This window comes from Amycolatopsis orientalis, from assembly GCF_000943515.2.
Classification (GTDB): Bacteria; Actinomycetota; Actinomycetes; order Mycobacteriales; family Pseudonocardiaceae; genus Amycolatopsis; species Amycolatopsis orientalis.
In genome coordinates this window covers 1,292,742-1,314,828 of sequence record NZ_CP016174.1, presented here as the reverse complement: position 1 = coordinate 1,314,828, position 22,087 = coordinate 1,292,742, and the positions used below count along the sequence as shown (strand labels likewise).

23 protein-coding genes are annotated in these 22,087 nt (G+C 70.2%); 13 read left to right on the top strand and 10 right to left on the bottom strand.

Annotated elements, in window-relative coordinates:
* Positions 1-11: 11 nt before the first annotated feature.
* The 3 genes from SD37_RS06405 to SD37_RS06395 are packed head-to-tail and all read right to left on the bottom strand — an operon-like array spanning position 12 to position 3,714.
* Positions 12-1,037: an ABC transporter ATP-binding protein gene (locus SD37_RS06405; RefSeq protein ID WP_044852268.1), complete on the bottom strand. Its 1,026-nt coding sequence runs from the start codon at positions 1,035-1,037 to the stop codon at positions 12-14.
* The gene (locus SD37_RS06400; protein ID WP_201788892.1) at positions 1,037-2,650 is read right to left on the bottom strand and encodes an ABC transporter permease; all 1,614 of its coding nucleotides are present in this window, start codon (positions 2,648-2,650) and stop codon (positions 1,037-1,039) included. Before SD37_RS06400 ends, SD37_RS06405 begins: the two co-directional genes overlap by 1 nt.
* Positions 2,651-2,661: 11 nt before the next feature.
* Complete coding sequence (locus SD37_RS06395) at positions 2,662-3,714, bottom strand: thiamine ABC transporter substrate-binding protein (protein WP_044852267.1); 1,053 nt, start codon at positions 3,712-3,714, stop codon at positions 2,662-2,664.
* A 74-nt stretch (positions 3,715-3,788) separates the two neighbouring features.
* Here SD37_RS06395 and SD37_RS06390 point away from each other — a divergent pair, with 74 nt between their 5' ends.
* On the top strand, positions 3,789-4,079 hold the full coding sequence (locus tag SD37_RS06390) for a 4a-hydroxytetrahydrobiopterin dehydratase (RefSeq protein ID WP_037306529.1): 291 nt from the start codon (positions 3,789-3,791) through the stop codon (positions 4,077-4,079).
* 384 nt (positions 4,080-4,463) lie between these two features.
* Here the strand turns inward: SD37_RS06390 and SD37_RS06385 are convergent, their stop codons facing one another.
* The 3 genes from SD37_RS06385 to SD37_RS06375 are packed head-to-tail and all read right to left on the bottom strand — an operon-like array spanning position 4,464 to position 5,400.
* Complete coding sequence (locus SD37_RS06385; RefSeq protein ID WP_044852266.1) at positions 4,464-4,802, bottom strand: winged helix-turn-helix transcriptional regulator; 339 nt, start codon at positions 4,800-4,802, stop codon at positions 4,464-4,466.
* Between the two features lie 17 nt (positions 4,803-4,819).
* Positions 4,820-5,200 carry a type II toxin-antitoxin system death-on-curing family toxin gene (locus tag SD37_RS06380; RefSeq protein ID WP_044852265.1) on the bottom strand — a complete coding sequence of 127 codons (381 nt, stop codon included), beginning with the start codon at positions 5,198-5,200 and terminating at the stop codon, positions 4,820-4,822.
* Positions 5,197-5,400, bottom strand: coding sequence for a hypothetical protein (locus SD37_RS06375; protein ID WP_037306526.1), 204 nt, complete (start codon positions 5,398-5,400; stop codon positions 5,197-5,199). Before SD37_RS06375 ends, SD37_RS06380 begins: the two co-directional genes overlap by 4 nt.
* 50 nt (positions 5,401-5,450) lie before the next feature.
* Between SD37_RS06375 and SD37_RS06370 the strand changes: the two genes are divergently transcribed.
* The 4 genes from SD37_RS06370 (at position 5,451) to SD37_RS06355 (ending at position 8,374) form a co-directional block, all read left to right on the top strand.
* Positions 5,451-5,912 (top strand): DUF2716 domain-containing protein, encoded by a 462-nt coding sequence (locus tag SD37_RS06370; RefSeq protein WP_044852264.1) that lies wholly within the window; start codon positions 5,451-5,453, stop codon positions 5,910-5,912.
* Between the two features lie 86 nt (positions 5,913-5,998).
* Positions 5,999-6,373 (top strand): hypothetical protein, encoded by a 375-nt coding sequence (locus SD37_RS06365; protein ID WP_044852263.1) that lies wholly within the window; start codon positions 5,999-6,001, stop codon positions 6,371-6,373.
* A 92-nt stretch (positions 6,374-6,465) separates the two neighbouring features.
* Positions 6,466-7,827: a M20/M25/M40 family metallo-hydrolase gene (locus SD37_RS06360; protein WP_044852262.1), complete on the top strand. Its 1,362-nt coding sequence runs from the start codon at positions 6,466-6,468 to the stop codon at positions 7,825-7,827.
* A 79-nt stretch (positions 7,828-7,906) separates the two neighbouring features.
* Positions 7,907-8,374 carry a hypothetical protein gene (locus SD37_RS06355; protein WP_065912755.1) on the top strand — a complete coding sequence of 156 codons (468 nt, stop codon included), beginning with the start codon at positions 7,907-7,909 and terminating at the stop codon, positions 8,372-8,374.
* A gap of 22 nt (positions 8,375-8,396) precedes the next feature.
* Here SD37_RS06355 and ychF read toward each other — a convergent pair whose 3' ends face one another.
* Positions 8,397-9,479, bottom strand: coding sequence for a redox-regulated ATPase YchF (gene ychF / locus SD37_RS06350; protein WP_044852261.1), 1,083 nt, complete (start codon positions 9,477-9,479; stop codon positions 8,397-8,399).
* A 115-nt stretch (positions 9,480-9,594) separates the two neighbouring features.
* Here ychF and SD37_RS06345 point away from each other — a divergent pair, with 115 nt between their 5' ends.
* Complete coding sequence (locus tag SD37_RS06345; protein ID WP_044852260.1) at positions 9,595-11,046, top strand: DNA-3-methyladenine glycosylase 2 family protein; 1,452 nt, start codon at positions 9,595-9,597, stop codon at positions 11,044-11,046.
* An 11-nt stretch (positions 11,047-11,057) separates the two neighbouring features.
* On the top strand, positions 11,058-11,558 hold the full coding sequence (locus tag SD37_RS06340; RefSeq protein WP_044852259.1) for a methylated-DNA--[protein]-cysteine S-methyltransferase: 501 nt from the start codon (positions 11,058-11,060) through the stop codon (positions 11,556-11,558).
* Positions 11,559-11,642: 84 nt separating this feature from the next.
* On the opposite strand, the gene SD37_RS06335 is transcribed toward SD37_RS06340, so the two are convergent.
* Positions 11,643-14,594 (bottom strand): AAA family ATPase, encoded by a 2,952-nt coding sequence (locus SD37_RS06335; RefSeq protein WP_044852258.1) that lies wholly within the window; start codon positions 14,592-14,594, stop codon positions 11,643-11,645.
* The gene (locus SD37_RS06330; RefSeq protein WP_044852257.1) at positions 14,591-15,742 is read right to left on the bottom strand and encodes an exonuclease SbcCD subunit D; all 1,152 of its coding nucleotides are present in this window, start codon (positions 15,740-15,742) and stop codon (positions 14,591-14,593) included. The genes SD37_RS06335 and SD37_RS06330 overlap by 4 nt, the downstream gene beginning before the upstream one ends.
* 179 nt (positions 15,743-15,921) lie before the next feature.
* Here SD37_RS06330 and rmuC point away from each other — a divergent pair, with 179 nt between their 5' ends.
* Entirely contained in the window at positions 15,922-16,836 is a 915-nt protein-coding gene (gene rmuC, locus SD37_RS06325; protein ID WP_037306517.1) for a DNA recombination protein RmuC, read from the top strand.
* Between the two features lie 514 nt (positions 16,837-17,350).
* On the top strand, positions 17,351-18,217 hold the full coding sequence (locus SD37_RS06320; protein ID WP_044852256.1) for a DUF6542 domain-containing protein: 867 nt from the start codon (positions 17,351-17,353) through the stop codon (positions 18,215-18,217).
* A gap of 101 nt (positions 18,218-18,318) precedes the next feature.
* On the opposite strand, the gene SD37_RS06315 is transcribed toward SD37_RS06320, so the two are convergent.
* Positions 18,319-19,332 carry a 4-hydroxy-3-methylbut-2-enyl diphosphate reductase gene (locus SD37_RS06315; protein ID WP_037306513.1) on the bottom strand — a complete coding sequence of 338 codons (1,014 nt, stop codon included), beginning with the start codon at positions 19,330-19,332 and terminating at the stop codon, positions 18,319-18,321.
* Positions 19,333-19,484: 152 nt separating this feature from the next.
* Here SD37_RS06315 and SD37_RS06310 point away from each other — a divergent pair, with 152 nt between their 5' ends.
* From SD37_RS06310 to SD37_RS06295, 4 genes are read left to right on the top strand one after another with little or no spacing between them, the layout of a single operon-like run.
* On the top strand, positions 19,485-20,141 hold the full coding sequence (locus tag SD37_RS06310) for a lipid droplet-associated protein (protein ID WP_044852255.1): 657 nt from the start codon (positions 19,485-19,487) through the stop codon (positions 20,139-20,141).
* Positions 20,138-21,403: an exodeoxyribonuclease VII large subunit gene (gene xseA / locus SD37_RS06305; RefSeq protein ID WP_044852254.1), complete on the top strand. Its 1,266-nt coding sequence runs from the start codon at positions 20,138-20,140 to the stop codon at positions 21,401-21,403. The genes SD37_RS06310 and xseA overlap by 4 nt, the downstream gene beginning before the upstream one ends.
* On the top strand, positions 21,400-21,801 hold the full coding sequence (locus tag SD37_RS06300; protein ID WP_044852253.1) for a hypothetical protein: 402 nt from the start codon (positions 21,400-21,402) through the stop codon (positions 21,799-21,801). The genes xseA and SD37_RS06300 overlap by 4 nt, the downstream gene beginning before the upstream one ends.
* A complete protein-coding gene (locus tag SD37_RS06295) occupies positions 21,798-22,031 on the top strand; it encodes an exodeoxyribonuclease VII small subunit (RefSeq protein WP_037306508.1) in 234 nt (77 codons plus the stop codon). The genes SD37_RS06300 and SD37_RS06295 overlap by 4 nt, the downstream gene beginning before the upstream one ends.
* The last annotated feature ends 56 nt before the right edge of the window (positions 22,032-22,087 follow it).

Below are 22,087 nucleotides of genomic sequence, written 5' to 3'. Positions count from 1 at the left end.
AACTACCGCGTTCAGAGGACGAAACGCGGGAGGTGGGCGACGCCGTCCGGGTCCAGAGCGAGCCGGACGGTGTCACCGGGGCGCAGATCGGCGGTCACCGGCGCGACGGCGTCCACAGTGGACAGATCCCCGCCGGGTGCGACGACGAGCCGCACGTGTTCCCGCCGGTGCACCACCGCCGTCACCTCACCCTCGACCCCGTTCTCCGCGACCCGCAGACCGTGCGGCCGCAGTCCCAGCCGGACCGGGCCGTCCTTGACGTCGGGAAGCGTGACGTCGCCGAGCACGGTCCGCACCGTGCCGCCGGACGCCTCGCCGTCGACGAAGGTCGTCACGCCGAGGAACCGCGCCACTCCCTCGTCCACCGGCTGCCGCCAGACGCGGCGCACCGCGCCCTCCTGGCGGATCTCACCGTCGTCGAGGACGGCGACCCGGTCGGCCAGCGTGAACGCCTCTTCCTGATCGTGCGTGACCAGCAGCGCGGTGATCTTGCTGCGCCGCAACAACGCCGCGAGGTCGATCGCCAGCTGTTCCCGCAGTCCGGCGTCCAAACCGGACAGTGGCTCGTCCAGCAGCAGCAACCGCGGTTCCGGCGCCAGCGCGCGGGCCAGCGCCACTCGCTGCGCCTGCCCGCCGGAAAGCTCGGTCACCCGCCGCCGCTCGTAACCGCTCAGCCCGACCAGGTCCAGCAGCGCGCGGACCCGCCCGGTGTGCTCGGCGCGCGGGACGTCGTGCATCCGCAGACCGAACGCGATGTTCGAGGCGACGTCCTTGTGCGGGAACAGCTGCCCGTCCTGGAACACCAGCCCGAACCCCCGCCGGTGCACCGGCACGCCGGAAAGGTCATCGCCGTCCCAGCGTACCGTGCCCGAGGTCAGCGGCTCCAGCCCGGTGATGGCCCGCAGCAGCGTCGACTTCCCCGAACCGGACGGACCGAGCAGGGCCAGCACCTCGCCGTCGGCGATGTCCAGCCGGGCGTCCTTCACCGCGGCGAAAGATCCATAGTGGACAGTCAGATCCCGTACCGACAGCGACACTAGAACTCCCCTACCGAATTCTGCCCGCGGACCGCGCCGAACCGGTCGATCAGCACCACCGCCGCCACGGTCACGATCATGAGCAGCGCGCAGGCCGCGTAGGCCATCTGGTTGTTCAGCTCGCCCGGCCGCGAGATCAGCGTCGCGACGGCGACCGGCAACGTCGGCGCGTCCGGCCTGGCCAGGAAACTCGTCGCGCCGAACTCGCCGAGCGCGACCACATAACCGAAACCGGCCGCCGCGACCAGCGATCGCGCCGTCAGCGGGAGGTCGATCTCCCGCCACACCCGTGCGGGGCTCGCACCGAGCGTCGAGGCGGCCTGCCGCAGCCGGACGTCGACCGAACGCAGCACCGGCAGCACCATCCGCACGATCAGCGGGATGATCACCAGCGCCTGGGCGAGCGGGACCAGCAGCGGCGACGTCCGCAGGTCACCGGGAAGCGCGTCGAGCGTGATGAGATAGCCGAACCCCACAGTCACCGCGGACACGCCCAGCGGCAGCATCAGGGCGGCGTCCATCGTCTCGCCCATCCCCCGCGCCAGCCTGCCCGGGGTGCGCCGCAACGCCACCAGCACCACCGAGGCCAGCACCCCGACGATCATCGCGAGCAGCGTGGCGTCGAACGCCGTCCGCAGCGACATCGAAGCCGCGTCCCAGCCGGAAACCTGGAGCGCACCACGGGTTCCCCGGCTGCCGAGGGCTTCGTACCCCGCCAGGCTCCAACCGTCCGAAGTGGACACGGACTCGACGAGCAGTGTCACGATCGGCGTCATCAGCAGCGCGATCACCGCCAGCCCCGCTCCGGCGGCCCACCACTCGCCCCCGCGAGGACGGCGGGCTGTCTCACTCCGCGCCCGCAGCCGCACCGCGTTCTCGCGGCGGCGCCTGGCGAGCGCGCCCACGACGAGCGCGGCGACCACGGCCGCGAACTGCACGAGCGACAGCGCGGCCGCGCCGGAGAGGTCGAGCAGTTCGACCGTGCGCAGGTAGATCTCCGTCTCCAGCGTCCGGTACTTCGCCCCGCCGAGGATGAGCACGACCCCGAAGCTGGTGGCGCAGAACAGGAACACAACAGCCGCGGCCGACGCGATGGCGGGCGCGAGCGCGGGCAGCGTCACCGTGCGGAAGGCACGCCACGGCGACGCGCCGAGCGCCCGTGCAGCGTCCACGGTGCGCGGGTCGAGATGGCTCCACAACCCGGAAACCGTGCGCGCGACGACGGCGACGTTGAAGAAAGCGTTGGCCAGCACCAAGGGCAGCAGCCCGCCGTCGGGCCAGAGCGCGCGGAAGGCGAGGCCGACCACGACGGTCGGCAGCACGAACGGCACCAGCACGAGCGTCCGGACCAGCGCCACCCCCGGCAGCCGCACCCGTGCGAGAAGGAACGCCACCGGCAGGCCGGCGAGCACCGCGACGACCGTCGAAGCCCCGGCACTGGCGAGGGTGAACCCGGCGAGCTTCCAGGTCAGCGGTTCACCGATGGCCGCGGCGACCCCGCCGGAGCCGAAACCCCGGCCGATGATCGCCGCGACCGGCCAGGCGAAGAACACCACGAGGAAACCGAGCGGCAGCACGGCGAGTGCGGCCAGCCCGGCGCCACGGGAAGTCAGCCTGGCGGTGTTCAGCCTTCGAACAGCGTGCGCCACTGGGCGATCCACTGCTCGCGCCCGGCCTGGATCTTGGCCGGTTCGAGCGTCTTCGGCTGTTGCGGCAACGGCGCGGCCTGCGCCCAGCCCTGCGGGAGTTCGACACCCTGGCGGGCCGGGTAGACGTACATGTTGCTCGCCACGGTCACCTGGAACTGCTGGGACAGCAGGAAGTCCACCACCTTGCGGGCCTTCTCGACCTGCTTGCCGCCCGCCAGCACGCCCGCGTACTCGACCTGGCGGTAACAGGTGTCCAGCAGCGCCTTCGTGCGCGGCTTGCCGTCTTCGCCGATCTCGGCGGCGGGCGACGACGCGTAGGAGACGGCGATCGGCCGCGGGCCCTTACCGGAGGAACCGGAGAATTCCTTGGTGTAGGCCTCTTCCCAGCCGCTGACCGTCTTGAGGCCGTTGGCCTTCAGCTGCGACCAGTAGCCCTGCCAGCCCTGCTCGCCGAACTGCGCGATGGTGCCGAGCAGGAACGCCAGTCCCGGCGACGAGGTCGCGGGGCTCTCGGCGACCATCAGGTCCTTGTACTTGGCGTCGGCCAGGTCCGCGAACGACTTCGGCTCCGGGATCCCCTTGTCCGCGAAGTACCGGGTGTCGATGTTCACGCAGACGTCGCCGAGGTCGACGGCGGAGAGCCGGTGCTCGGGGTCGATCGAGTAGCGCTGGGGGCCGCGATCGGCCTCCGGGCTGGTGTACTGCTCGAACACACCCTCGGTGAGCGCGCGGGAGGCGAACGTCGAGTCGATGCCGTAGGCGACATCACCGATCGGATTCGCCTTGGTCAGCACCAATTTGTTGGTCAGCGCGCCCGCGTCACCCTGCTTGAGCACGGCGATCTTGATCCCGGACTGCCGCTCGAACGCGTCGAGGACGTCCTGCGGGGCGAGCCACGAATCGTGCGTCACCAGGGTGACGGTCGTCGGCCCCTGCGGGCCCTCTCCCGAGTTCCCGGAGAGCGAGCAGCCCGCGACGAGGGCGGCCACCGTGCCAGCCGCAACGAGCGTGCGGAGGGCGCGTTTCATCTAGCCTCCTACGTTTTCAAGGGGGGACCCGTGGCAAACGTGCAGCGTAGCCGACGGCGTACCACCATGGAGTCATGGCGGAAATCTTGAACGACACACAGGCCGACGAAGCCGTGACGAAGCTCTCCGGCTGGACGCGCGACGGCGTCACGATCGAGCGGACGGCGAAGCTGCCGAGCTTCCCGAAGGCCATCGAAGCGGTGGACAAGGTGGCCGAACTGGCGGAGGCGGCCGACCACCATCCCGACATCGACATCCGCTGGCGGACGGTGACGTTCCGGCTCAGCACCCACTCCGCCGGAGGGCTGACGGAGAAGGACTTCGCGCTTGCCTCGCAGATCGACGGGGTACTCGACGGCATGTGACGTCCGCGACGATCGCGCCACGTCGCCGCTTCTCGGACGTCCTTCCAGTAAGGAACAACGAGAAAGGACGAGTGATGACGCAGGCGATCGTGGTGGGGTTCTCGGCATTCGGCGCGATGGTGGCCGCTGCGGCCGGGGTGCTCTGGTACACGGCGCGCGAGCGGCATCACCAGCACGATCAGTGATCTTGATCACACCGACCCCGCGAAAGTAACGCGGAGGCTGATCAACGCGCTGTTCCCGGCGGACCTGTCGCTTCTCTCCCCCGGGGAACCGCCGTGAACAACGCCTCCATCACCGCCGCGCAGCGTGCTTGGGTGACCGTCTTCGCCACCGCCATCACGCTGCTGGCGATCGTCGTACTGGGCCTCCTCGGCTAGCTTTTCATCCCGAATACGCCTCACGGGCGGCGACAAGCTCCGGAAGGTGCTTAGCCGCCCACTCGCGGCATGCCTCCATCGCCGGGAACAGCGTCCGGCCGAGTGCGGTGAGTTCGTATTCCACCCGCGGCGGCGTCTCGTCGTACGCCGTCCGCGTGATCATGCCGTCGCGCTCCAGGGCCCTGAGGGTCTCCGTGAGGACCTTCGACGTGACTCCCTTCAAGGGCACCCGTAGTTCGGAGAACCGGCGCGGCCCCTCTTCCAGGCACAGCACGACCAGGCCCGCCCACTTGTCGCCGATCCGGAACGGCGACAGATTCGACGGGCAGCCGGGCGCGAACATGTCGGGGCTCAAAGGCTTCACCCGTCCGAAGTTACCCTCGTCCACGCCGCCAGTTCGGGCGCGGCTTCCCGGTAGCCGCGCGAGCCGACGGACATCGCGATCACCAAGTCGTACGCGTCGTCTTCCGGTGCGTCGAGGTCGTGCCCGTTGAGCCCGTAGAAGACGAACGTCGACATCCAGGCCAGGCGCTTGTTGCCGTCGATGAGCGGATGGTTGCGTACGACCGACTCCAGCAGGACCGCGGCTTTCTCGTGCAGCGTCGGATACGCGTCCCGGCCCATCACCGAAGCCTGCGGCCGGTGCGCGGCGGAGTCGAGCAGCCCTAGGTCACGAACCTTGGGCACGCGGAGATCTTCCGCGAGCGTCAGGAGGTCTTCGACGGTGAGATACTCGATCACTGGGCGAGACGGTCGAGCAGAGCGGCATAGCGCTCTCGGCCGTCCTTCGACAGCGCCCGGACACGATCGTCGCGAACGCGGCGCCCGGCGGCCTCGGTGATGGCACGGACCGTGGCTTCGTGCTTGCTCACGCCGTCGGCCTCGGCCAGCAAGGCGAGAGCGCGCTCCTGCTCGTCGTTCAACCTCAGGGTCATGGCCATACCGTCGATGATACCACTCTGGTAGCACGCTCGACGCGTATTTTGCCTGGGTGAGCGTCGAGACCCTCGGATACTCCGAACACCGCCAGGTGTGGCACCGCTTCTACGCGGACTTCGCCTTCCGGCCCAGCACGGACCGGTTCCAGTGGCCAGGGATCAGCGAGCCGTCGGGTTCGGTGACCTGGAGCCTGACCGCCCTCGACGACGACCCGGAGTACCGGCTGGACCGGCTGGTTTCCGTGGTCCGACGGGGCCTGACCGCCTGCGCCGACGAGCTGTACGCGCTCGATTGGCACCACGACGCGTACCGGTTCCCGACCGCCGCGAAGGACTGGCCGCTCAGCCCGTTCCCGGACGGCGACTACTACATCTACCTCACGCCGGACTTCCGGCTCGGCACGTTCGGGCATCCGTGGGAGTACACGCTCTGCGTGTTCGGAGAAGCGCTGGTGACGGCGATTTCGGCGGAGCTCACCGAAGTCCTCGGCGAGCCCCTACGCAGGTCCGCGTAGACCGGATTGCCGCTTCCGGGCCGACGCGCCGCACGGCCGGCGGACGGGACTCTTCAGTGGCATCCGAACCAGTGAGGAGATCCACCATGAACCGTTCCACCGCGGCCGTCGCCAACGCCTTCTTCCTTTTCCTCGGCGTCGCCGGCCTGATTGTCCAGATCGTCTCCGGCGTCCCCGGATTTCCCGACGTCCCGCCCGGCCCGTTCATCCTCGGCGTGACCGGGATCCTCGTCCTGACGTTGTCCGCCCGGTTCCGCTGGATCCTCTTCCTCGGCGTCGCCGCACCGGTGTTCATCCTGGTCGGCGCCCTGCTCGAAGGCTCGTTCTGGGGACGGCTCGCCGACGTGGGCGACTTCGGCCCGTTCGCCGGGACCGCGCTGCTGATCGGCGGGGTGATCGCGGCCGCGGCCTGCGGCGTCGCCGCCGTCTCCCATGCCTACCGCCGGGTGGCCGTGCGCTGAACCGGAAAAAGGGGACGATCGGAGGTTGCTCTCCGGGCCCCGCGTCTCTTAGCTACTCGAACGAAGGTTCTTCGAGAAGTGAGGGGTGTTCCATGGCAGGTCTGCGCAGGCGTGAGGTGCTCGCGGGCGCGGTGGCATTGGCGGGCGCGGCGACGATCGGGCTGAACCCCGGCACCGCCGCCGCGGCGACGCAGCAGCGTCCGGGCGCGCAGTTCCCGCCGTCGCTGGACTTCGGCGACTATCCCGTGGTCGCGCGGGTCCGGTCGCGGCGGGCGCTGGAGCATCTGCGGGTGCTCAGCGACAGGATCGGCCCCCGGATCGCCGGCACCGAGGGCGAACTGCGCGCCAAGGACTACATCGTGAAGGTCCTGCGTGACCTGCGCTATCAGGTCACCGTGCAGCCGTTCCCGATCGCCGACAAGTTCCTGGGCGGCCTGTCGGTCGGGAGCGACAGCTGGCAGACCGGTTCGTCGCCGCAGGGCGCGCAGGACGTCACGCGCGAGGCGGTCGTCGTCGACGCCGGTGACGGAACCACCCTGCCCGACGATCTGACCGGCAAGATCGTGCTGATCGCGGCGGTGGCGAACAAGGCGGACGCCTACCTGACGGCCGCGCAGCGCGGTGCGGTCGCCGTCCTGCTCGGCCGGATCGGCGCCGACCCGGCGCGGAAGCTGTCCGCGTTCTCCCCCACGCTGGCCACCCCGGTGACCATCCCGGTGCTGGGCCTGGCCCAGGTCCAGGTGGAACGCTTGCGGGAGCGGCTCGCCAAGGGCCCGGTGACGGTCAAGGCGTCGGCCGTCCACCACAAGAACCTGACGTCGCACAACATCATCGCCGAGCGGCCCGCCACCTTCCCCGGCAAGGACGACGGCGTGGTCATGGTGACCGCGCACTACGACAGCGTCCCCGGCTCCCCGGGAGCGAACGACGACGGCAGCGGCACCGTGCTGTGCCTGGAACTCGCGCGCGTGCTGCGGTACCTGCCGACGAACAAGACGCTGCGGTTCGCGCTGTGGGGCTCGGAGGAGTACGGGCTGATCGGTTCGCGGCACTACGTCTCGCAGCTGTCCGACCCGGAGGCGAAGCGGATCGCGGGCTGCTTCCAGAACGACATGGTCGCCACCAGCTGGGACCCGGCGATCACCTACTGGCTGCTTTCGGTCGACGGTGCCGACAACGCCACGACCGCGGCCGTCAACGCCGCCGCCAAACGGCTCGGCTACGACCCGCGGGTCAAGGGCCCGGTCGCGCGCGGTTCGAGCGACCACGTGCCGTTCTTCGAACGCGGGATCGCGTCAGGCAACTTCAGCTGGCGCGGTGAGACAGGCCCGGCGCTGTTGGAGCCGACCTATCACACGCCGGAAGACACCATCAAGGACAACGTTTCGCTTGAGCGGCTTCAGGTTTCGCTGGAGCTGATCGGGTCGGCGGCGTACAACCTGCTGCGGAAGTAGCGCGGGCTCGTGAGTGGTAATGACGGTTAGAACCGTCATTACCACTCACGAGATTCACCTGAGCTGTCATTCTGATTCGGTGACGCCTTCGCCCGACAGACAGGACCCGCCGCCCGCAGCCTCACCGACGACCATCACCCAGTACCAGATCCTCGCCACGCGGCGTCAGGCCTTCGACACGCTGATGTGGCAGGTACCGGCTCTGTCCCTGACGGCGCAGTCCTTTCTCTTGTCGCTCGCCTACGGATCGCAGTCGACATCCTTCGCGGCCGCTGTAGCCGGTCTGCTCTCCGTGGCTGTGTCGGCGATGTCGATCCAGTTGCTGCTCCGCCAGCGACAGAACGAGGTAACCGACTCGCTGCTGCTGCACCGCATCGAACAGGAGCATGGCTGGCAGGAGATCTTCGCGACGGGCGAAGTCAGGGCACGGAACGCAGGCCGGAGCCGTCGCCGGGTGATCCAGATCCGGTCATACCGGATCTGGACTGGCGGGTTGGCGCTCTTCGGGATCGCCGGCTTCGTGGCGTTCCTGCGGGCCGTTCTCTAGCGCTGGGTCCGGTATCGCAGTACTAGACGTTGAAGCGGAACTCCACCACGTCGCCGTCCGACATGATGTAGTCCTTGCCCTCCATGCGCACCTTGCCCGCGGACCGGGCGGCGGCCATGGAGCCGTGCTCGATCAGATCGGCGTACGAGACGACCTCCGCCTTGATGAAGCCGCGCTCGAAGTCGGTGTGGATGACGCCGGCGGCCTGCGGGGCGGTCGCGCCCTGCGGGATCGTCCAGGCGCGGGACTCCTTGGGACCGGCGGTCAGGTAGGTCTGCAGGCCGAGGGTGTGGAAGCCGGCCCGCGCGAGCGAGTAGAGGCCCGGCTCGTGCTGGCCGACGGACTCCAGCAGCTCGCGCACGGACTCCTCGTCGTCCAGCTCCAGCAGCTCGGCTTCGACCTTGGCGTCGAGGAAGACCGCGTCCGCGGGGGCGACCATCTTGGCCAGCTCTTCGCGACGGGACTCGTCGGTGAGGATGCCCTCGTCGGCGTTGAAGACGTAGAGGAACGGCTTCGTGGTGAGCAGGCTGAGCTCGCGCAGCGCCTCGAAGTCGACCTCGTTCCTGGCCTGGAACAGGGTCCGGCCCGCGTCGAGGATCTCCTTGGCCTTGACCGCGTTGTCGAGGGCGGGCTTGGCTTCCTTCTTGGTCCGCGCCTCCTTCTCGAGCCGGTGCAGTGCCTTGTCGAGCGTCTGCAGGTCGGCGAGGATCAGCTCGGTGTTGATCGTCTCGATGTCGCTCGCCGGATCGACCCGGTCGTCGACGTGGATCACGTCCGGATCGTCGAAGACGCGGACGACCTGGCAGATCGCGTTGGCCTCGCGGATGTTCGCGAGGAACTTGTTGCCGAGCCCCGCACCCTCGGACGCGCCCTTCACGATGCCCGCGATGTCCACAAAGGACACGACAGCGGGCACGGTGCGCTCGGAGCCGAAGACCTTGGCGAGCTCGTCCAGCCGCGGATCCGGGAGCGGGACGACGCCGACGTTGGGCTCGATCGTCGCGAACGGGTAGTTCGCCGCGAGCACGTCGTTGCGGGTCAGCGCGTTGAACAGGGTGGACTTGCCGACGTTGGGCAGGCCGACGATACCGAGGGTGAGACTCACGGGCCAGAAGTCTACGTGCCACCCGCTCCCGCGTCCGGCGGCGGGCGCCGAGGGCTTGATCGCGGTGTCGGATTTCCGCCAGCCGAGCCCTCGACCTGGTGGCACGATCGAAGACATGACCGAGCAGACCCTGGCCGAACGGGCCGTATGGCGCGACACCGAACGGTGTTACCGCGCCGTCGCCGCCCGTGATCCCCGGTTCGACGGACAGTTCATCATGGCCGTCCGCACCACCGGGATCTACTGCCGCCCGTCCTGCCCCGCGTCGACGCCGAAGCAGCAGAACGTCCGCTTCTACCCGACGTCCGCCGCGGCACAGGCCAACGGCTTCCGCGCCTGCCGCCGCTGCCTCCCCGACGCCGTTCCCGGCTCGCCCGACTGGGACATCCGGGCCGACCTCGCCGCGCGGGCGATGCGGCTCATCACCGACGGGACCGTCGAGCGCGACGGTGTCCCGGGGCTCGCACGACGGCTGGGTTATTCCGAACGTCAGCTGGGGCGCGTCCTCACCGCGGAACTCGGCGCCGGACCGCTCGCGCTGGCCAGGGCACACCGGGCGCACTCCGCGCGGCTGCTGATCGAGATGTCCGGGCTTCCGCTGACCGACGTCGCGTTCGCGGCGGGCTTCTCCAGCGTCCGCCAGTTCAACGAGACGATCCGTGAGGTCTTCGCGACGACGCCTTCGCAGCTTCGGGCCGCGAGCCTGCGTCGCGGACGCCGTAAGACCGAGGAAACGCCGACCGGGACCCGGCTCAGCCTGCGGTTGCCGTTCCGTAAGCCGTTCGACGCGGACGGCGTGCTGAACTTCCTGGCCGACCGGGCCGTCCCCGGCGTCGAGCACGTGACGCGCGACGAGTCCGGGGTGACCGGCTATGCCCGCACGCTGCGGCTCGCCCACGGCACCGGCGCGGCGCGGCTGACGACGAAGGACGATCACGTCCTCTGCGACCTGCGGCTCACCGATCTGCGGGATCTCAGTAGCGCGGTGGCCAGGATGCGGCGGCTGCTCGACCTCGACGCCGACCCCGAAGCGGTCACCCGGGTCCTCGGGGCCGACCCGGCGCTCGCGCCGCTGGTCGAGGCGATCCCGGGGATCCGGGTGCCGGGCGCGGTCGACGGGGACGAACTCGTGCTTCGCGCGATGCTGTCCCCGGCCGAGACGGCCTCGCTCGCCGAAGCCCTCGGCGAGCGCGTGCCGAGCTGCGACGAGTCACTGGAAGGACTGACCACGGTGTTCCCGACGGCGGCCCAGGTCGCCGAACACGGTCCGGACCGGATCGCCGCGGTGGCCGCGGCGCTGGCGGACGGCGTCGCGGTCCACGTCGGCCGTGACCCGGTGGAATTACGGGCGGAGCTGCTCGAACTTCCCGGGATCGGGCCCCGGACCGCGGACTACGTCCTGATGCGCGTCCTCGGCGCGCCGGACGTCCTGCTGACCGGCGATCCGGCGCTGCGCCGAGGGGCGGCCGCGCTGGGAATCGCCGACGACGAAAAGACGCTGGCCGAACGCGGGCGGGCTTGGCAGCCCTGGTCCTCGTACGCCGGCATGTACCTGTGGCGCGCTTGAAAGGGAAGATGATGAGCATCGCGTATTGGTCCACAATGGACACGAAGATCGGCCCGTTCACCGCCGTGGTGGCGGGTGACGGAGCCGTACTCGCCTCGGGCTGGACGGGCGACGTCGGCGAACTGACGCCGTTGATCTCGCCGTCACTGGCTCCCGGCGAGGTCAAGCAGCGGCGAGACCTCGGGCCGGTGAGCACCGCGATCCGCCGGTACCACGACGGTGACCTGGACGCGGTCGCCGATGTCGAGGTGCGGCAGCGGTCCGGCGCTTTCCGGGAGCACGCTTGGGAAATCCTGCGGAAGGTGCCCGCCGGTGAGCCGGTGAGCTACGCGGAATACGCGGCGCTGGCGGGGAATCCGTCAGCCGTGCGGGCGGCCGCTTCGGCGTGCGCGAAAAACGCGGCGGCGCTGTTCGTGCCCTGCCACCGGGTGGTGCGGACCGGCGGCGCGGTGGGGAACTTCCGATGGGGTGTGCCCGCGAAGCAGTGGCTGCTGACCCACGAAGCCGCCTGATTTCTGCCCGCGCGCGTGTTATGAACGGGACTTTCATTGCAAATTTTGCAATGAAAGTCCCGTTCATAACACCGGCGACCCGGGTCAGGCGGCGTGGATCTCCACGGTCGACCCGGTGCGCGCCTTCCGGACCCGCAGGCGGGTCGGGATCCGCTGCCGCAACTCCTCGACATGCGAGACCAGCCCGACCACGCGCCCACCGGCGCGAAGCTCGTCGAGGATGCTCATGACGATGTCGAGCGTTTCGGCGTCCAGGGTGCCGAAGCCCTCGTCGATGAACAGGGTGTCCAGTAGCGCTCCGCCGGTTTCGGCGGCGACGACGTCGGCGAGGCCCAGCGCCAGCGAGAGCGACGCGAGGAAGGACTCGCCGCCGGACAGGGTCTTCGCGGGCCGGACGGTGCCTGAGTAATCGTCGAGCACGTCGAGTCCGAGCCCGCCGCGAGTACCGCGGGCACCGGCCGCGTCCGAGTGCACGAAGGAGTAGCGGCCCTGGCTCATCGTCCGCAGGCGGGCGGTCGCCGCGACCGCGACCTCCTCCAGCCGGGCCGCCAGGACGTACGAGCGCAGAGACATCTTTCGCGCGTTCTGCCCGCGTCCGTTGACGACTTCAGCCAGCGCCTTCAGTTCGAGGTACCGCTCCTCGACCGGCGCCAGGTCAGCCATCATCGACGTCATCCGCGCCGCCAGCCCGGTCAAGTCCGTGTGCCGGGTCGTGGCCGTCCTCAGCGCCACGAGGGCCTGCTCGGCCTCGCCCCGGGTTTCCCGCGCGGCTTCTTCGGAGGCGGCGACGTCGATCTCGTCCTCCGGCGAGATGCCGAAGAGTTCCGGTTCGGCCAGCGCGCGCCGCTCGGTCTCCTCCATCACCTTCGCGTCGGCGAGGCTGTTTTCCAGTTTCGTGATCTGCTCGTCCGGCCGAGCCGCGGCACGCATCTGGTCGAGATCCGCGAAACCCTTGGCCCGCAATGCTTCCTCGACCAGTTTCGCCTGCTCGTCGCGGCGCTCCCTGGCACCTGCGACGGCGAGCCGTGCTTCGGCGAGCGCGTCGAGGCGGGCCGCGAAGCCCAGCAGGTGCCGACGACGAGCGGCGACGTCGGAGAACTCGCCGCGGGCGCTGTCCAGCCGTCGTTCCCGTTCGGCCAGCCGTTCCGTGAGGCCCCTGACCTCGGTCTCGACCTCGACCGCGCTCCGCTCGGCGGTGCGGCGGCGTTCGGTCAGCTGCTCGATGTTCCGTTCCAGCGTGACGAGCCGGGTTTCGAGCGCGGGCTTGCGACCGGCCTTCTCGGACAGCGACGCGACCAGCTCGCGCGCCTCGCCGAGACCGGTCCGCAGTGTTTCCGCAGTGTGCTCACCGAGCCGTTCGACCAGGGCCGTCAGCCGGTTTTCGGCTTCCAGCAACGTGGCTTTCGCCTTCTCGCGCCGCCCGTCGGCCTGTTGTTCCACGAGTTCGGCGCGACGTTCGTCTTCAGGATCGACCAGCCCGCCGGTGTGCTTCGCGGGCGCCGGATGCTCGGTCGCGCCGCAGACCGGGCAGTCCTCGCCCGCGTGCAGCCCGGCGGCGAGTTCGGCGGCCATCCCGTCGAGGCGGCGCTCGCGCAGGTCCAGGCGGTGCTGACGGGCCTGCTGGTGGAGGTCCACGGCCTCGCTGACCGTCGCACGCGCCCGCTCGACGACCTGCCGGGCCTTGGGCAGCTCGTCGGCGTCGCGGAGCAGGGTGGTCAGCTCGTCGACGCGGACGCGGGCACCGTCGAGTTTCGCTTCGGCTTCGGCGGCGGCGGTCACCTCGGCGCGCAAGGCCGCGACCTTTTCCGGGGCGGAATCGAGTTCGGCGGCGAACTCCTCCGCCTGCTTCTTCGCCTTCTCCACGGCCGCGTTCAGCTGCTCTCGGCGAACCAGATCCCGTTGCTGCTGCTCACTTTCCGCCACGAGTCCGGCGAGTGCCCCGGCCTCCTCCCGCACCCCGCCGGCGCGAGCGCGGAGCTCGGCGGCGGAACCGTCCGCGGCGTCGGGCACCTCACGGGCCCGGAGGGCTTCGGTGGCTTCGGCCTCCGCGAGCTGAGCCAGCCTGCGTTCGAGGAGATCGGCCTCCGCGACCACGCCCGCCGCACGGTGGGCCGCCTCGACCTCCTCTGCCCACTCCGCGCGCTGCTCGGCCTGCTCGGCGATGGCCGAAAGACGGGTGTACGCGGTCCGCACCCGGCGGATGCGCTCGGCGGTGGTCCGGTTCTCCTGCCAGATCGCCTCGGCGGTCTTCGCCGCCGTCCTCGCCTTGCTCTCCCGTTCCCGCGCCACGGCGACGCGCTCAGCCGATTCGGCGAGGACCTCTTCGACCCACTCGGCCTGCCCCTCTTCGGGCGCTTCCTGCTGGGCGACCTGCGCGAACCGCGCGACCCACTCCCGCAACGACTGCTGCCGCGCCTGCAGCTCACGGCCGCGTTCGGCGCGCAGGTTCGCGAACCAGTCTTCGACGCACGCGAAGCGCTCGGTGCCGAACAGCCGCTCCAGCAGTTCCTCCCGCTCGGCCGTGCTCGCACGCAGGAACCGCGCGAATTCGCCCTGCGGGAGCAGCACCACCTGGAAGAACTGCTCGTGCGTCATCCCGATGAGCCGCTCGACCGTGCGCGCGACGTCGTCGATCCGGGTGATGCCCTCGGCGACATGCCCGGCGGGCACCGTCCCGACCCAGTTCAGCACCGCCTTCGCCTGCTGAACGGTCATTCCCTCGCCGCGGCGCTTGGGCCGCTGGTATTCGGGGTTGCGCGCGATCCGCATCCGCTGGCCCTGCACGGTCAGTTCGAGGACGACCTCGGTGACCTGGTCGGGCTCGGCGAGATCGCAGCGCAGCCGCTTGACCTCACCGCGAGCGCCGGGGACCGTGCCGAACAACGCGAACGCGATGGCGTCGAGCAGCGTCGTCTTCCCCGCGCCGGTGTCGCCGTGCAGCAGGAACAGCCCGTCGGCGCCGAGCGCGTCGAAGTCCACCACCTCGCGGCCCGCGTACGGGCCGAAAGCGGCGACCTCCAGCCGGTGCAGCCTCATACTTCGCGCTCCCTGCCCGCCGCGCCGAGAGCGGCCAGCACCAGGCGTTCCTCGCTCTCCGACGGCGCCGAACCACGGCAGTCTTCGAGGAAGCTACGGGTGATCTCGACGTCGGATCGCCCGCGGACGGCGTCGGCGTACTTCAGCGCCGCGCCGTCGTGCCCGCCTTCCGGCTGCCAGTCCAGGTGGACGGCGTGGGGGAACCGCTCCCGCAGTTTGCGCATGGCGTCGATCGGGCGGACCCGGTCGGTGATGGTGAAGGAGAGGAAATGTTCGGTGAGACCGTCGTGTTCGGGGTCGGCCAGCAGATCCGCCAGTTCGCCGCGGAGCGTCGCGAGCTGCCGGGGAACCGGCAGTTCATGGCGCCGGACCTCGGCGAGGCCTTCGGCGTCGAGGTCGACGAGCCACACCGATTTCCGTTGGCGTGTCTCGGAAAACGAGTACGCCAGCGGGCTGCCCGAATAGCGCAGGTGCTCGGCGAGGGTCTGCGGGCCATGGAGGTGGCCGAGCGCGACGTAGTCGACGCCGTCGAACACCGAACCCGGCACCTGCTCGACACCGCCGACCGCGATGGTCCGCTCGGATTCGGTCGGCTCGCCACCGGTGACGAAGGCGTGCGCGAGCACCACGGACCGGGTCCCGGAAGGCCGCGTCGCGAGATCCGCCCGGATCCGCCGCATCGCCTCGGTGAGGACGCCGGTGTGGCCGCGGGCCTCGGGCACTCCGAGGGCGTGGCGCGCGGGCTCCGGTTCGAGGTACGGGATGCCGTAGAGCGCGACTTCGCCGTGTCCGTCGGGCAGGAGCACCGGTTCGGCCAAGCCGTCGATCGTGGCGCGCAGGTGCAGTCCGCCCGCCGCGGCGAATTCGGCGAAGGCGCCCAGCCGCGGCGCGGAGTCGTGGTTGCCCGGCGTCATCACCAGCTGGGCCCCGGCCTGACGGAGCCTGCCCAGCGCGGTGGTGGCCACGCGGACCGCCTCCGCCGAGGGCACCGCGCGGTCGTAGATGTCCCCGGACACGAGCACGACGTCGACCGACTCGGCGACCACGAGATCGGCGAGGTGACCGAGCACGGCTTCTTGCTCGGCGAGCAGATCGGCGCCGTGGAAGGTGCGGCCGATATGCCAGTCGGACGTGTGCAGGAGCTTCACGCAGCCCAAGGTAGGGCCGCGCACCGGCCGGAGAGCGGAGGCGCGCCCTTGGTGCGGCCGAGGTTTCCGACACGCCGGGGACGGCGCAGGTCAGATACGGAGCGCGACCGCGCCGCTCCGTTTTTGTCGGTGGGTTCCGCCATGATGTCCCCCGACTCGGATCCGAAGGGGAGGTACCGGTGGCGACGGTGATCACCACCGCGGCCGTCGTGCTCGCGTTGCTGCTGCTCGTGGCCGTCGCGCTGCTGTGGCGGCTGTACAACGACGGCATGCGGCGGGCGGACGCGGCGGCGAAACTGGTCGCCGCCGAACGGTCGAAGCTGGATCAGCAGCAGCTCGCGCTGCGCCGGTACGAAGTGGCGTTCGCCTCGATCAGCGGCCGCGGTGAACTGGGCGAACAGGTGCTCCTGGAGACCGCCCGCGCGCTCGGGCTCCGCGAGGAGCTGCACTTCACCCTGCAAACGGACCTGGCAGGCGGCGGCGCGGCGAAACCGGACATGGTGCTGCGGGTCGGCGGCGGGCGGACGGTGCCGGTCGACGCCAAGGCGAGCATGGCCTGCTGGGCCGAAGCGGTCGAGACCAACGACCCGGAAGAGCGGCTCGACGCGCTGCGCGTCCACGTCCGGCAACTGCGGTCGCGAGCGGCCGAACTGGCGGGCAAGGGCTACCAGCGCTGGGCCGACGCGATCTACGGGACGATCATGTTCGTCCCGTCCGACGCCGCCGTGGTGGCCGCGCTGGACACCGATCCGGAGCTGCTGCGCTGGATGCTGGACCGGCGGGTCTTCCTCTGCGGGCCGACCGGTTTCGCCGTGCTGGCTTCCGCCGCGCTGTTCGCGGCGACCGAGCGGGCACTGGTCGAGGACGTCGAGCAGGTCCGGGCGGGTGCCGCGGCCGCGCACCGGGCCGCGGGCAACGCGGTCGACGCGCTGAACCTGTCGAGCACCCACCTGCAGCGCTTCATCTCGGCACGACGACGCGAACTGGAGGCACTCGAGAGTTTCCGGAGCACGGTCTCCCCGCTGACGGACGCGGCGGGCAGTCCGGCGCCGGTGCCACTGATCAGGAAGGCGGACGAACTCCCCGCCTCGTGAGTGGTGATGACGGTCAGCACCAACCTGTGCCTTAGATCTCCCCTGTGCAGCTGACCCCAAGCGTGGTCCGTGAAGGCCTCCTTGAGGGACGCTGGGTCCCTCAAGGGGGCCTTCACGGACTCGATGACCGCCACAGACGGCCCACAAGCACCAGCAGTCACAACAGCTGCGCGTGAAGGACCCCTTCCCTCGGCTCAGCCGAGGAAACTCGGCCTTCACACTTTGCCGCGGACCCAAGACACCGGCATCGCGCCTCCCCGTCTCGTGAGTGGTAATGACGGTTAGAACCGTCATTACCACTCACGAGGCGACCCAGGCAGAGCCCTCACCACCTGCGGTTACGGAACCGGAGGCTCCGTTTCGGCTCACCTGACAACCTTGTCGCGGCCCCGCTCGTACTCCCTCCAGGAAGAGCCCGGGCAGTCCGTCCGGGTGGTCCGGAATGACCACTACCAGGCGATAGACATACCGCCTGTTGGCGGTATGTCCGCAGCTTGGATATACGGTGGGGCCTGTGACCGCGATTCGCGATCGCCAGAGCGATCCTGATGCCGACGACGTTCCCGTTGCCTGGGACGAGCGTCCCCTCGTCGGCGCCAGGCGTGGGCTGCCCTGGTGGGCGGCCGTCCTGGTGGGCTTCGGGCTCGCCATCCTTGGCGCCTTCGTCGACATGATGATGCAGAAGGACCTGGGCCTGCTGTTCAAGGCGTGCTACGCGCTCGGCGCGGTGGCCGCCGTGGTGGCCGTGCAGCGCCGCGGGCTGTTCGGCCCGATGGTGCAGCCGCCCCTGGTCCTCGCCGTGACCGTCCCGGGGGTCATCCTCCTGACCTCGGACGGCAGCAAGGGCACGGACCTGCTTTCGAGAGCCTTCGACGTCGGCCAGCCGCTGATCAACGGCTTCCCGACGATGGCCATCACCACCGGCGTCACCCTGGCGATCGGCATCTTCCGGATCTACCGCGAACGCGATCCCGACGCCCCGGTGAAGCTGAAGTCCGGTGCGAAGCCGGAACGCCGCGACGAGGGCAAGCCCCCCGTCAAGCCCGCTGCGGGCAGGGGCCGTCCGCCCGCCCGGAGCGGCCAGACCCCGCCCCCGCCCTCGCGCCGGGGTGCGCCCCGGGATGACGCGCCGCCGCGCCGCCGTCCCGTCGACGACGAACGCCGTCCTCGCCGCGACGCCGAACCCGGCGCCCGCAAACCGCCGCCCCCGGGACGTCAGCCCCGGCGGCCGCGGCCACCCGAAGACGGCGAACCCCGCCGGCGCGACCCCCGTGGCGAAAGCGCTCCCGGTGCCCCGCGCCGCCGCCCGCCGCGGGCGGACGATCCGCGCCGCGGTGGCCAGCCGCCCCGCCGCTCCCGCCCCTGGGACGACGAGCGGTGAGCAAGGGACCTTTGCTCTCGCCTAAGCCTCTGACCAGCGCTTAAGCCGAAGAAAGGGCCGTTCGAGGAGTTCCTCGAACGGCCCTTTTCGTCTCGGGGGGCTCAGGCCTTGGCGGCCTTCCGCAGCTCGTGCGGCAGCGCGAACGCGATCTTCTCGTTCGCCGTGGTGACCTCGTCGACGTTGTCCCAGCCCCGCTCGGCCAGCCACGCCAGCAGGTCCATGACCAGCACCTCAGGCACCGAAGCACCACTCGTGACACCGACAGTCTCGACGCCTTCGAGCCACGCTTCGTCGACTTCGTGCGCGAAGTCGACCAGGTGCGACGCGCGCGCCCCAGCCTTCAGCGCGACCTCGACCAGACGCTTCGAGTTGGACGAGTTCGTCGAGCCGACCACCAGCACCAGGTCGCATTCGGCGGCCATGGCCTTGACCGCGACCTGGCGGTTCGTGGTGGCGTAGCAGATGTCGTCGCTGGGCGGGTCGGCCAAACCGGGGAACCTGTCCCGCAGCTGGTCGACGCGCTCCATGGTCTCGTCAACCGAAAGGGTGGTCTGTGAAAGCCAGATGACCTTCGAGGGGTCGCGGACCTCGACCTTGTCGACGTCCTCGGCGGTGTCGACGAGCTGCACCTTGTCAGGAGCCTCGCCGGCGGTGCCTTCGACCTCTTCGTGGCCTTCGTGACCGATCAGCAGGATGTCGTAGTCGTCCTTCGCGAACCGGTTGACCTCCTTGTGCACCTTCGTCACGAGAGGGCAGGTCGCGTCGATGGTCCGCAGGTTGCGCTCGGCCGCCTCGGCGTGCACCGCGGGCGAGACGCCGTGCGCGGAGAACACCACCAGCGCGCCTTCCGGCACCTCGGAGGTCTCGTCGACGAAGATCACCCCGCGTTCGCGCAGGGTCTCCACGACATGCCGGTTGTGCACGATCTCCTTGCGCACGTACACCGGAGCGCCGTAGAGCTCGAGTGCCTTTTCGACGGCGATGACCGCGCGGTCGACACCGGCGCAGTAGCCGCGAGGCTTCGCGAGCAGGACACGTTTGCCACCTGCCGGCACACCGGACTCGGTGATCGTCGGACTGCCGGCTGGCGTGATTCCGGGACTCGCAGAACTCATGACCCCCAGGGTACGGGCTGCCCCGGGGGCACCTCGCACTCACGTTCAGGTGACCTGCGATCCCCTCTAAAGTATGTGCGTGGAGTCACGTCCTGTGAGCCGACCCACCCGTTCGGTTGGGCAGGATGGACCAGATACGGCAGGCTAGACGTATGAAGCCTCTCCCGCTCCCCCTCCGGGTCGCCGCGGGCCTCGCCGTCACCACCGCCGAGCGGGTTCGCGAACTTCCCAAGCAGCTCACCGGGCTCCCCGTCACGGTGGTCAGCCAGGTGCTCCAGTTCTCCATGCGTGTGCAGCAGCACGTCACCGAGCTCGCGATCAAGGGCGACGACGCGCTGTCGGGCCTCCGTCCGGTCGAGGACACGCCCAGCTGGGCCACCTTCGACGAGGACCTGCCGCCCGACCTCGGCGAACGCCGCTATGAACGCGACTCGTGCGTGATCCCGCTGCACGAGGACGCCGAGGTCCCCGAGCCGCGCGCCGAGACCAATGGCCGCCTCCACGACCTCGAAGCGCTCACCGAAGACCCCTGGGCCGAGGAGGAGCGCGCGCTCGCCGAGGACCACGCCGACGGCGAGTTCGACAGCGTGGGTGCCCCCGTAACCTCCGGCCCCGCCGGGCTGAGCGACTACGACACGCTCACCCTGCCGCAGCTGAGGGCCCGCCTGCGCCGGTTCGACCTGGCACAGCTGGAGGAACTGCTGGCCTACGAACGCGCGAACGCGGACAGGGCGTCGTTCGTCGGCATGCTCGCGCGCCGGATCGGGAACGTGAAGAAGGCCGACGGCGACGGCGCGGAAGGCCAGTGAGCGCCGAACCCACCTCCGTCGCGGCGGGTCCGTCCACCACCGCCGAGAACCCGTGGCCGGTCCGCACGGTCGCCCGCAAGGTCGGCGAATGGATCAACCGGCTCGGCGCCGTCTGGGTGGAAGGCCAGGTCACGCAGATCTCGGCCCGGCCGGGCACCAACACCGCCTTCCTGACGCTGCGCGATCCGTCGGCGGACGTCTCGATGTCGGTGACCTGCCCGATGGGCCTGCTGCGCACGATCGAACCGCCGCTGCGCGAGGGCGCGAGCGTCGTGGTGCACGCGAAACCGACGTTCTTCATGAACCGCGGTTCGCTGAGCCTGCGCGCCAACGAGATCCGCGCGGTCGGCATCGGCGAACTGCTCGCGCGGATCGAGCGGCTGCGACGGCTGCTTGCCGCCGAGGGCCTGTTCGCGCCGGAGCGCAAGCGCAAACTCCCGTTCCTGCCCAAGGGGATCGGCCTGATCACCGGCCGCGCGTCCGCCGCCGAGCGCGACGTGCTGGTGAACGCGCAGGCACGCTGGCCGCATGTCGCGTTCAAGGTGATCAACACCGCCGTGCAGGGTTCGCTCGCGGTACCGCAGATCCTGCAGGCACTGTCCAAACTGGACCGTGACCCCGACGTCGACGTCATCGTGATCGCGCGGGGCGGCGGCAGCGTGGAAGACCTCCTGCCGTTCTCCGACGAGGCGTTGTGCCGCGCGGTGTCGGCGGCGGGGACCCCGGTGGTCAGCGCCATCGGGCACGAGCCGGACACCCCGCTGCTCGACCACGTCGCCGACCTCCGCTGCTCGACGCCGACCGACGCCAGCAAGCGGATCGTGCCCGACGTCCGCGAGGAGACCCAGCGGGTCCGCCAGATGCGCGACCGCGGGCGCCGCGCCCTGCACGGCTGGGTGGACACGCAGGTCAGGCTGCTGAACCAGATGCGCAGCCGTCCCGTGCTCGCCGACCCGCTCGGCCCGGTCCAGCGGCGTTCCGACGACGTCGAGATCCACCGCGAACGCGGGCGCCGCGCGATGCTCACCCTGCTCGCCAAGGACCAGGCGGAGATCGCCAGCGCCCGCGCGCGGCTGACCGCGCTCGGCCCGGCGGCGACCCTCGAACGTGGTTACGCGGTGGTGCAGTACACCGACGCCGAAGGCAACCTCCAGGTACTCCGGTCCGTCTCCGAAATCGCGGGCGGCGCGAAACTGCGCGTCCGGGTGGTCGACGGCGCGATCGGCGCCGTCGTCTCGGACGGACCGGAGGAGGATCGTTGACGGCGAGTTTCCTGCCTTTGACCGTCGATGCCGCGAAGCGCGCGGACGCCCCCGAGGTGCTGCGCCACGCACTCCTGACCGACCGGGCGGCCGCCGAATGCTGGACGGTCTTGCTGGCGGGCTGTGAGTTCTCGACCAAACGGGATCTCGACGCCCGGTTGCGCAAACTGTCGGAGGCCACGGCCGAGCACGTCGGCACCCGTTGGTGGTTCGCGGACGGGGCCGGGCACCGCAAACGGGTGGCGCGGGCCCAGGAGAACCTCGTCACGGCGATCGCGGAGGGTGACGGTCAGGAGTTCGCTCTCGCCTTCGTGGGTTACGACAACGCCATGGCCGGCGCGGTAGTGTGCGCGGGTATCGGCAAGCACCGACGTCCGGTAGAAGGAAGCACAGCGTGAGCAAACCCGGTGGCGAGACCGCCGAACTCGGCTACGAGCAGGCCCGCGACAGGCTGGTCGAGGTCGTCCGCGAGCTGGAGGCGGGCGGGCTGTCCCTGGAGCAGTCGCTCGCCCTGTGGGAGAAGGGCGAGCAGCTGGCGAAGGTCTGTGAGCACCATCTCGAAGGCGCGCGCGAGCGGATCGAGGCCGCCCTGTCGTCGGTGGAGGAAGAGACCGGCGACGGTCAGTGACGTTCACCATGCTCTCAGGTCGCCGCCGGACCGTGGGTATCTGAGAGACTGGGACC

What these genes read in the sequence shown, in the direction of transcription:
- SD37_RS06395 (WP_044852267.1), bottom strand. Translation starts at nt 3,714, where the DNA reads ATGAAACGCGCCCTCCGCACGCTCGTTGCGGCTGGCACGGTGGCCGCC.
- SD37_RS06390 (WP_037306529.1), top strand. Translation starts at nt 3,789, where the DNA reads ATGGCGGAAATCTTGAACGACACACAGGCCGACGAAGCCGTGACGAAG.
- SD37_RS06385 (WP_044852266.1), bottom strand. Translation starts at nt 4,802, where the DNA reads ATGTTCGCGCCCGGCTGCCCGTCGAATCTGTCGCCGTTCCGGATCGGC.
- SD37_RS06375 (WP_037306526.1), bottom strand. Translation starts at nt 5,400, where the DNA reads ATGGCCATGACCCTGAGGTTGAACGACGAGCAGGAGCGCGCTCTCGCC.
- SD37_RS06365 (WP_044852263.1), top strand. Translation starts at nt 5,999, where the DNA reads ATGAACCGTTCCACCGCGGCCGTCGCCAACGCCTTCTTCCTTTTCCTC.
- SD37_RS06360 (WP_044852262.1), top strand. Translation starts at nt 6,466, where the DNA reads ATGGCAGGTCTGCGCAGGCGTGAGGTGCTCGCGGGCGCGGTGGCATTG.
- SD37_RS06345 (WP_044852260.1), top strand. Translation starts at nt 9,595, where the DNA reads ATGACCGAGCAGACCCTGGCCGAACGGGCCGTATGGCGCGACACCGAA.
- SD37_RS06340 (WP_044852259.1), top strand. Translation starts at nt 11,058, where the DNA reads ATGAGCATCGCGTATTGGTCCACAATGGACACGAAGATCGGCCCGTTC.
- SD37_RS06335 (WP_044852258.1), bottom strand. Translation starts at nt 14,594, where the DNA reads ATGAGGCTGCACCGGCTGGAGGTCGCCGCTTTCGGCCCGTACGCGGGC.
- SD37_RS06315 (WP_037306513.1), bottom strand. Translation starts at nt 19,332, where the DNA reads ATGAGTTCTGCGAGTCCCGGAATCACGCCAGCCGGCAGTCCGACGATC.
- SD37_RS06310 (WP_044852255.1), top strand. Translation starts at nt 19,485, where the DNA reads ATGAAGCCTCTCCCGCTCCCCCTCCGGGTCGCCGCGGGCCTCGCCGTC.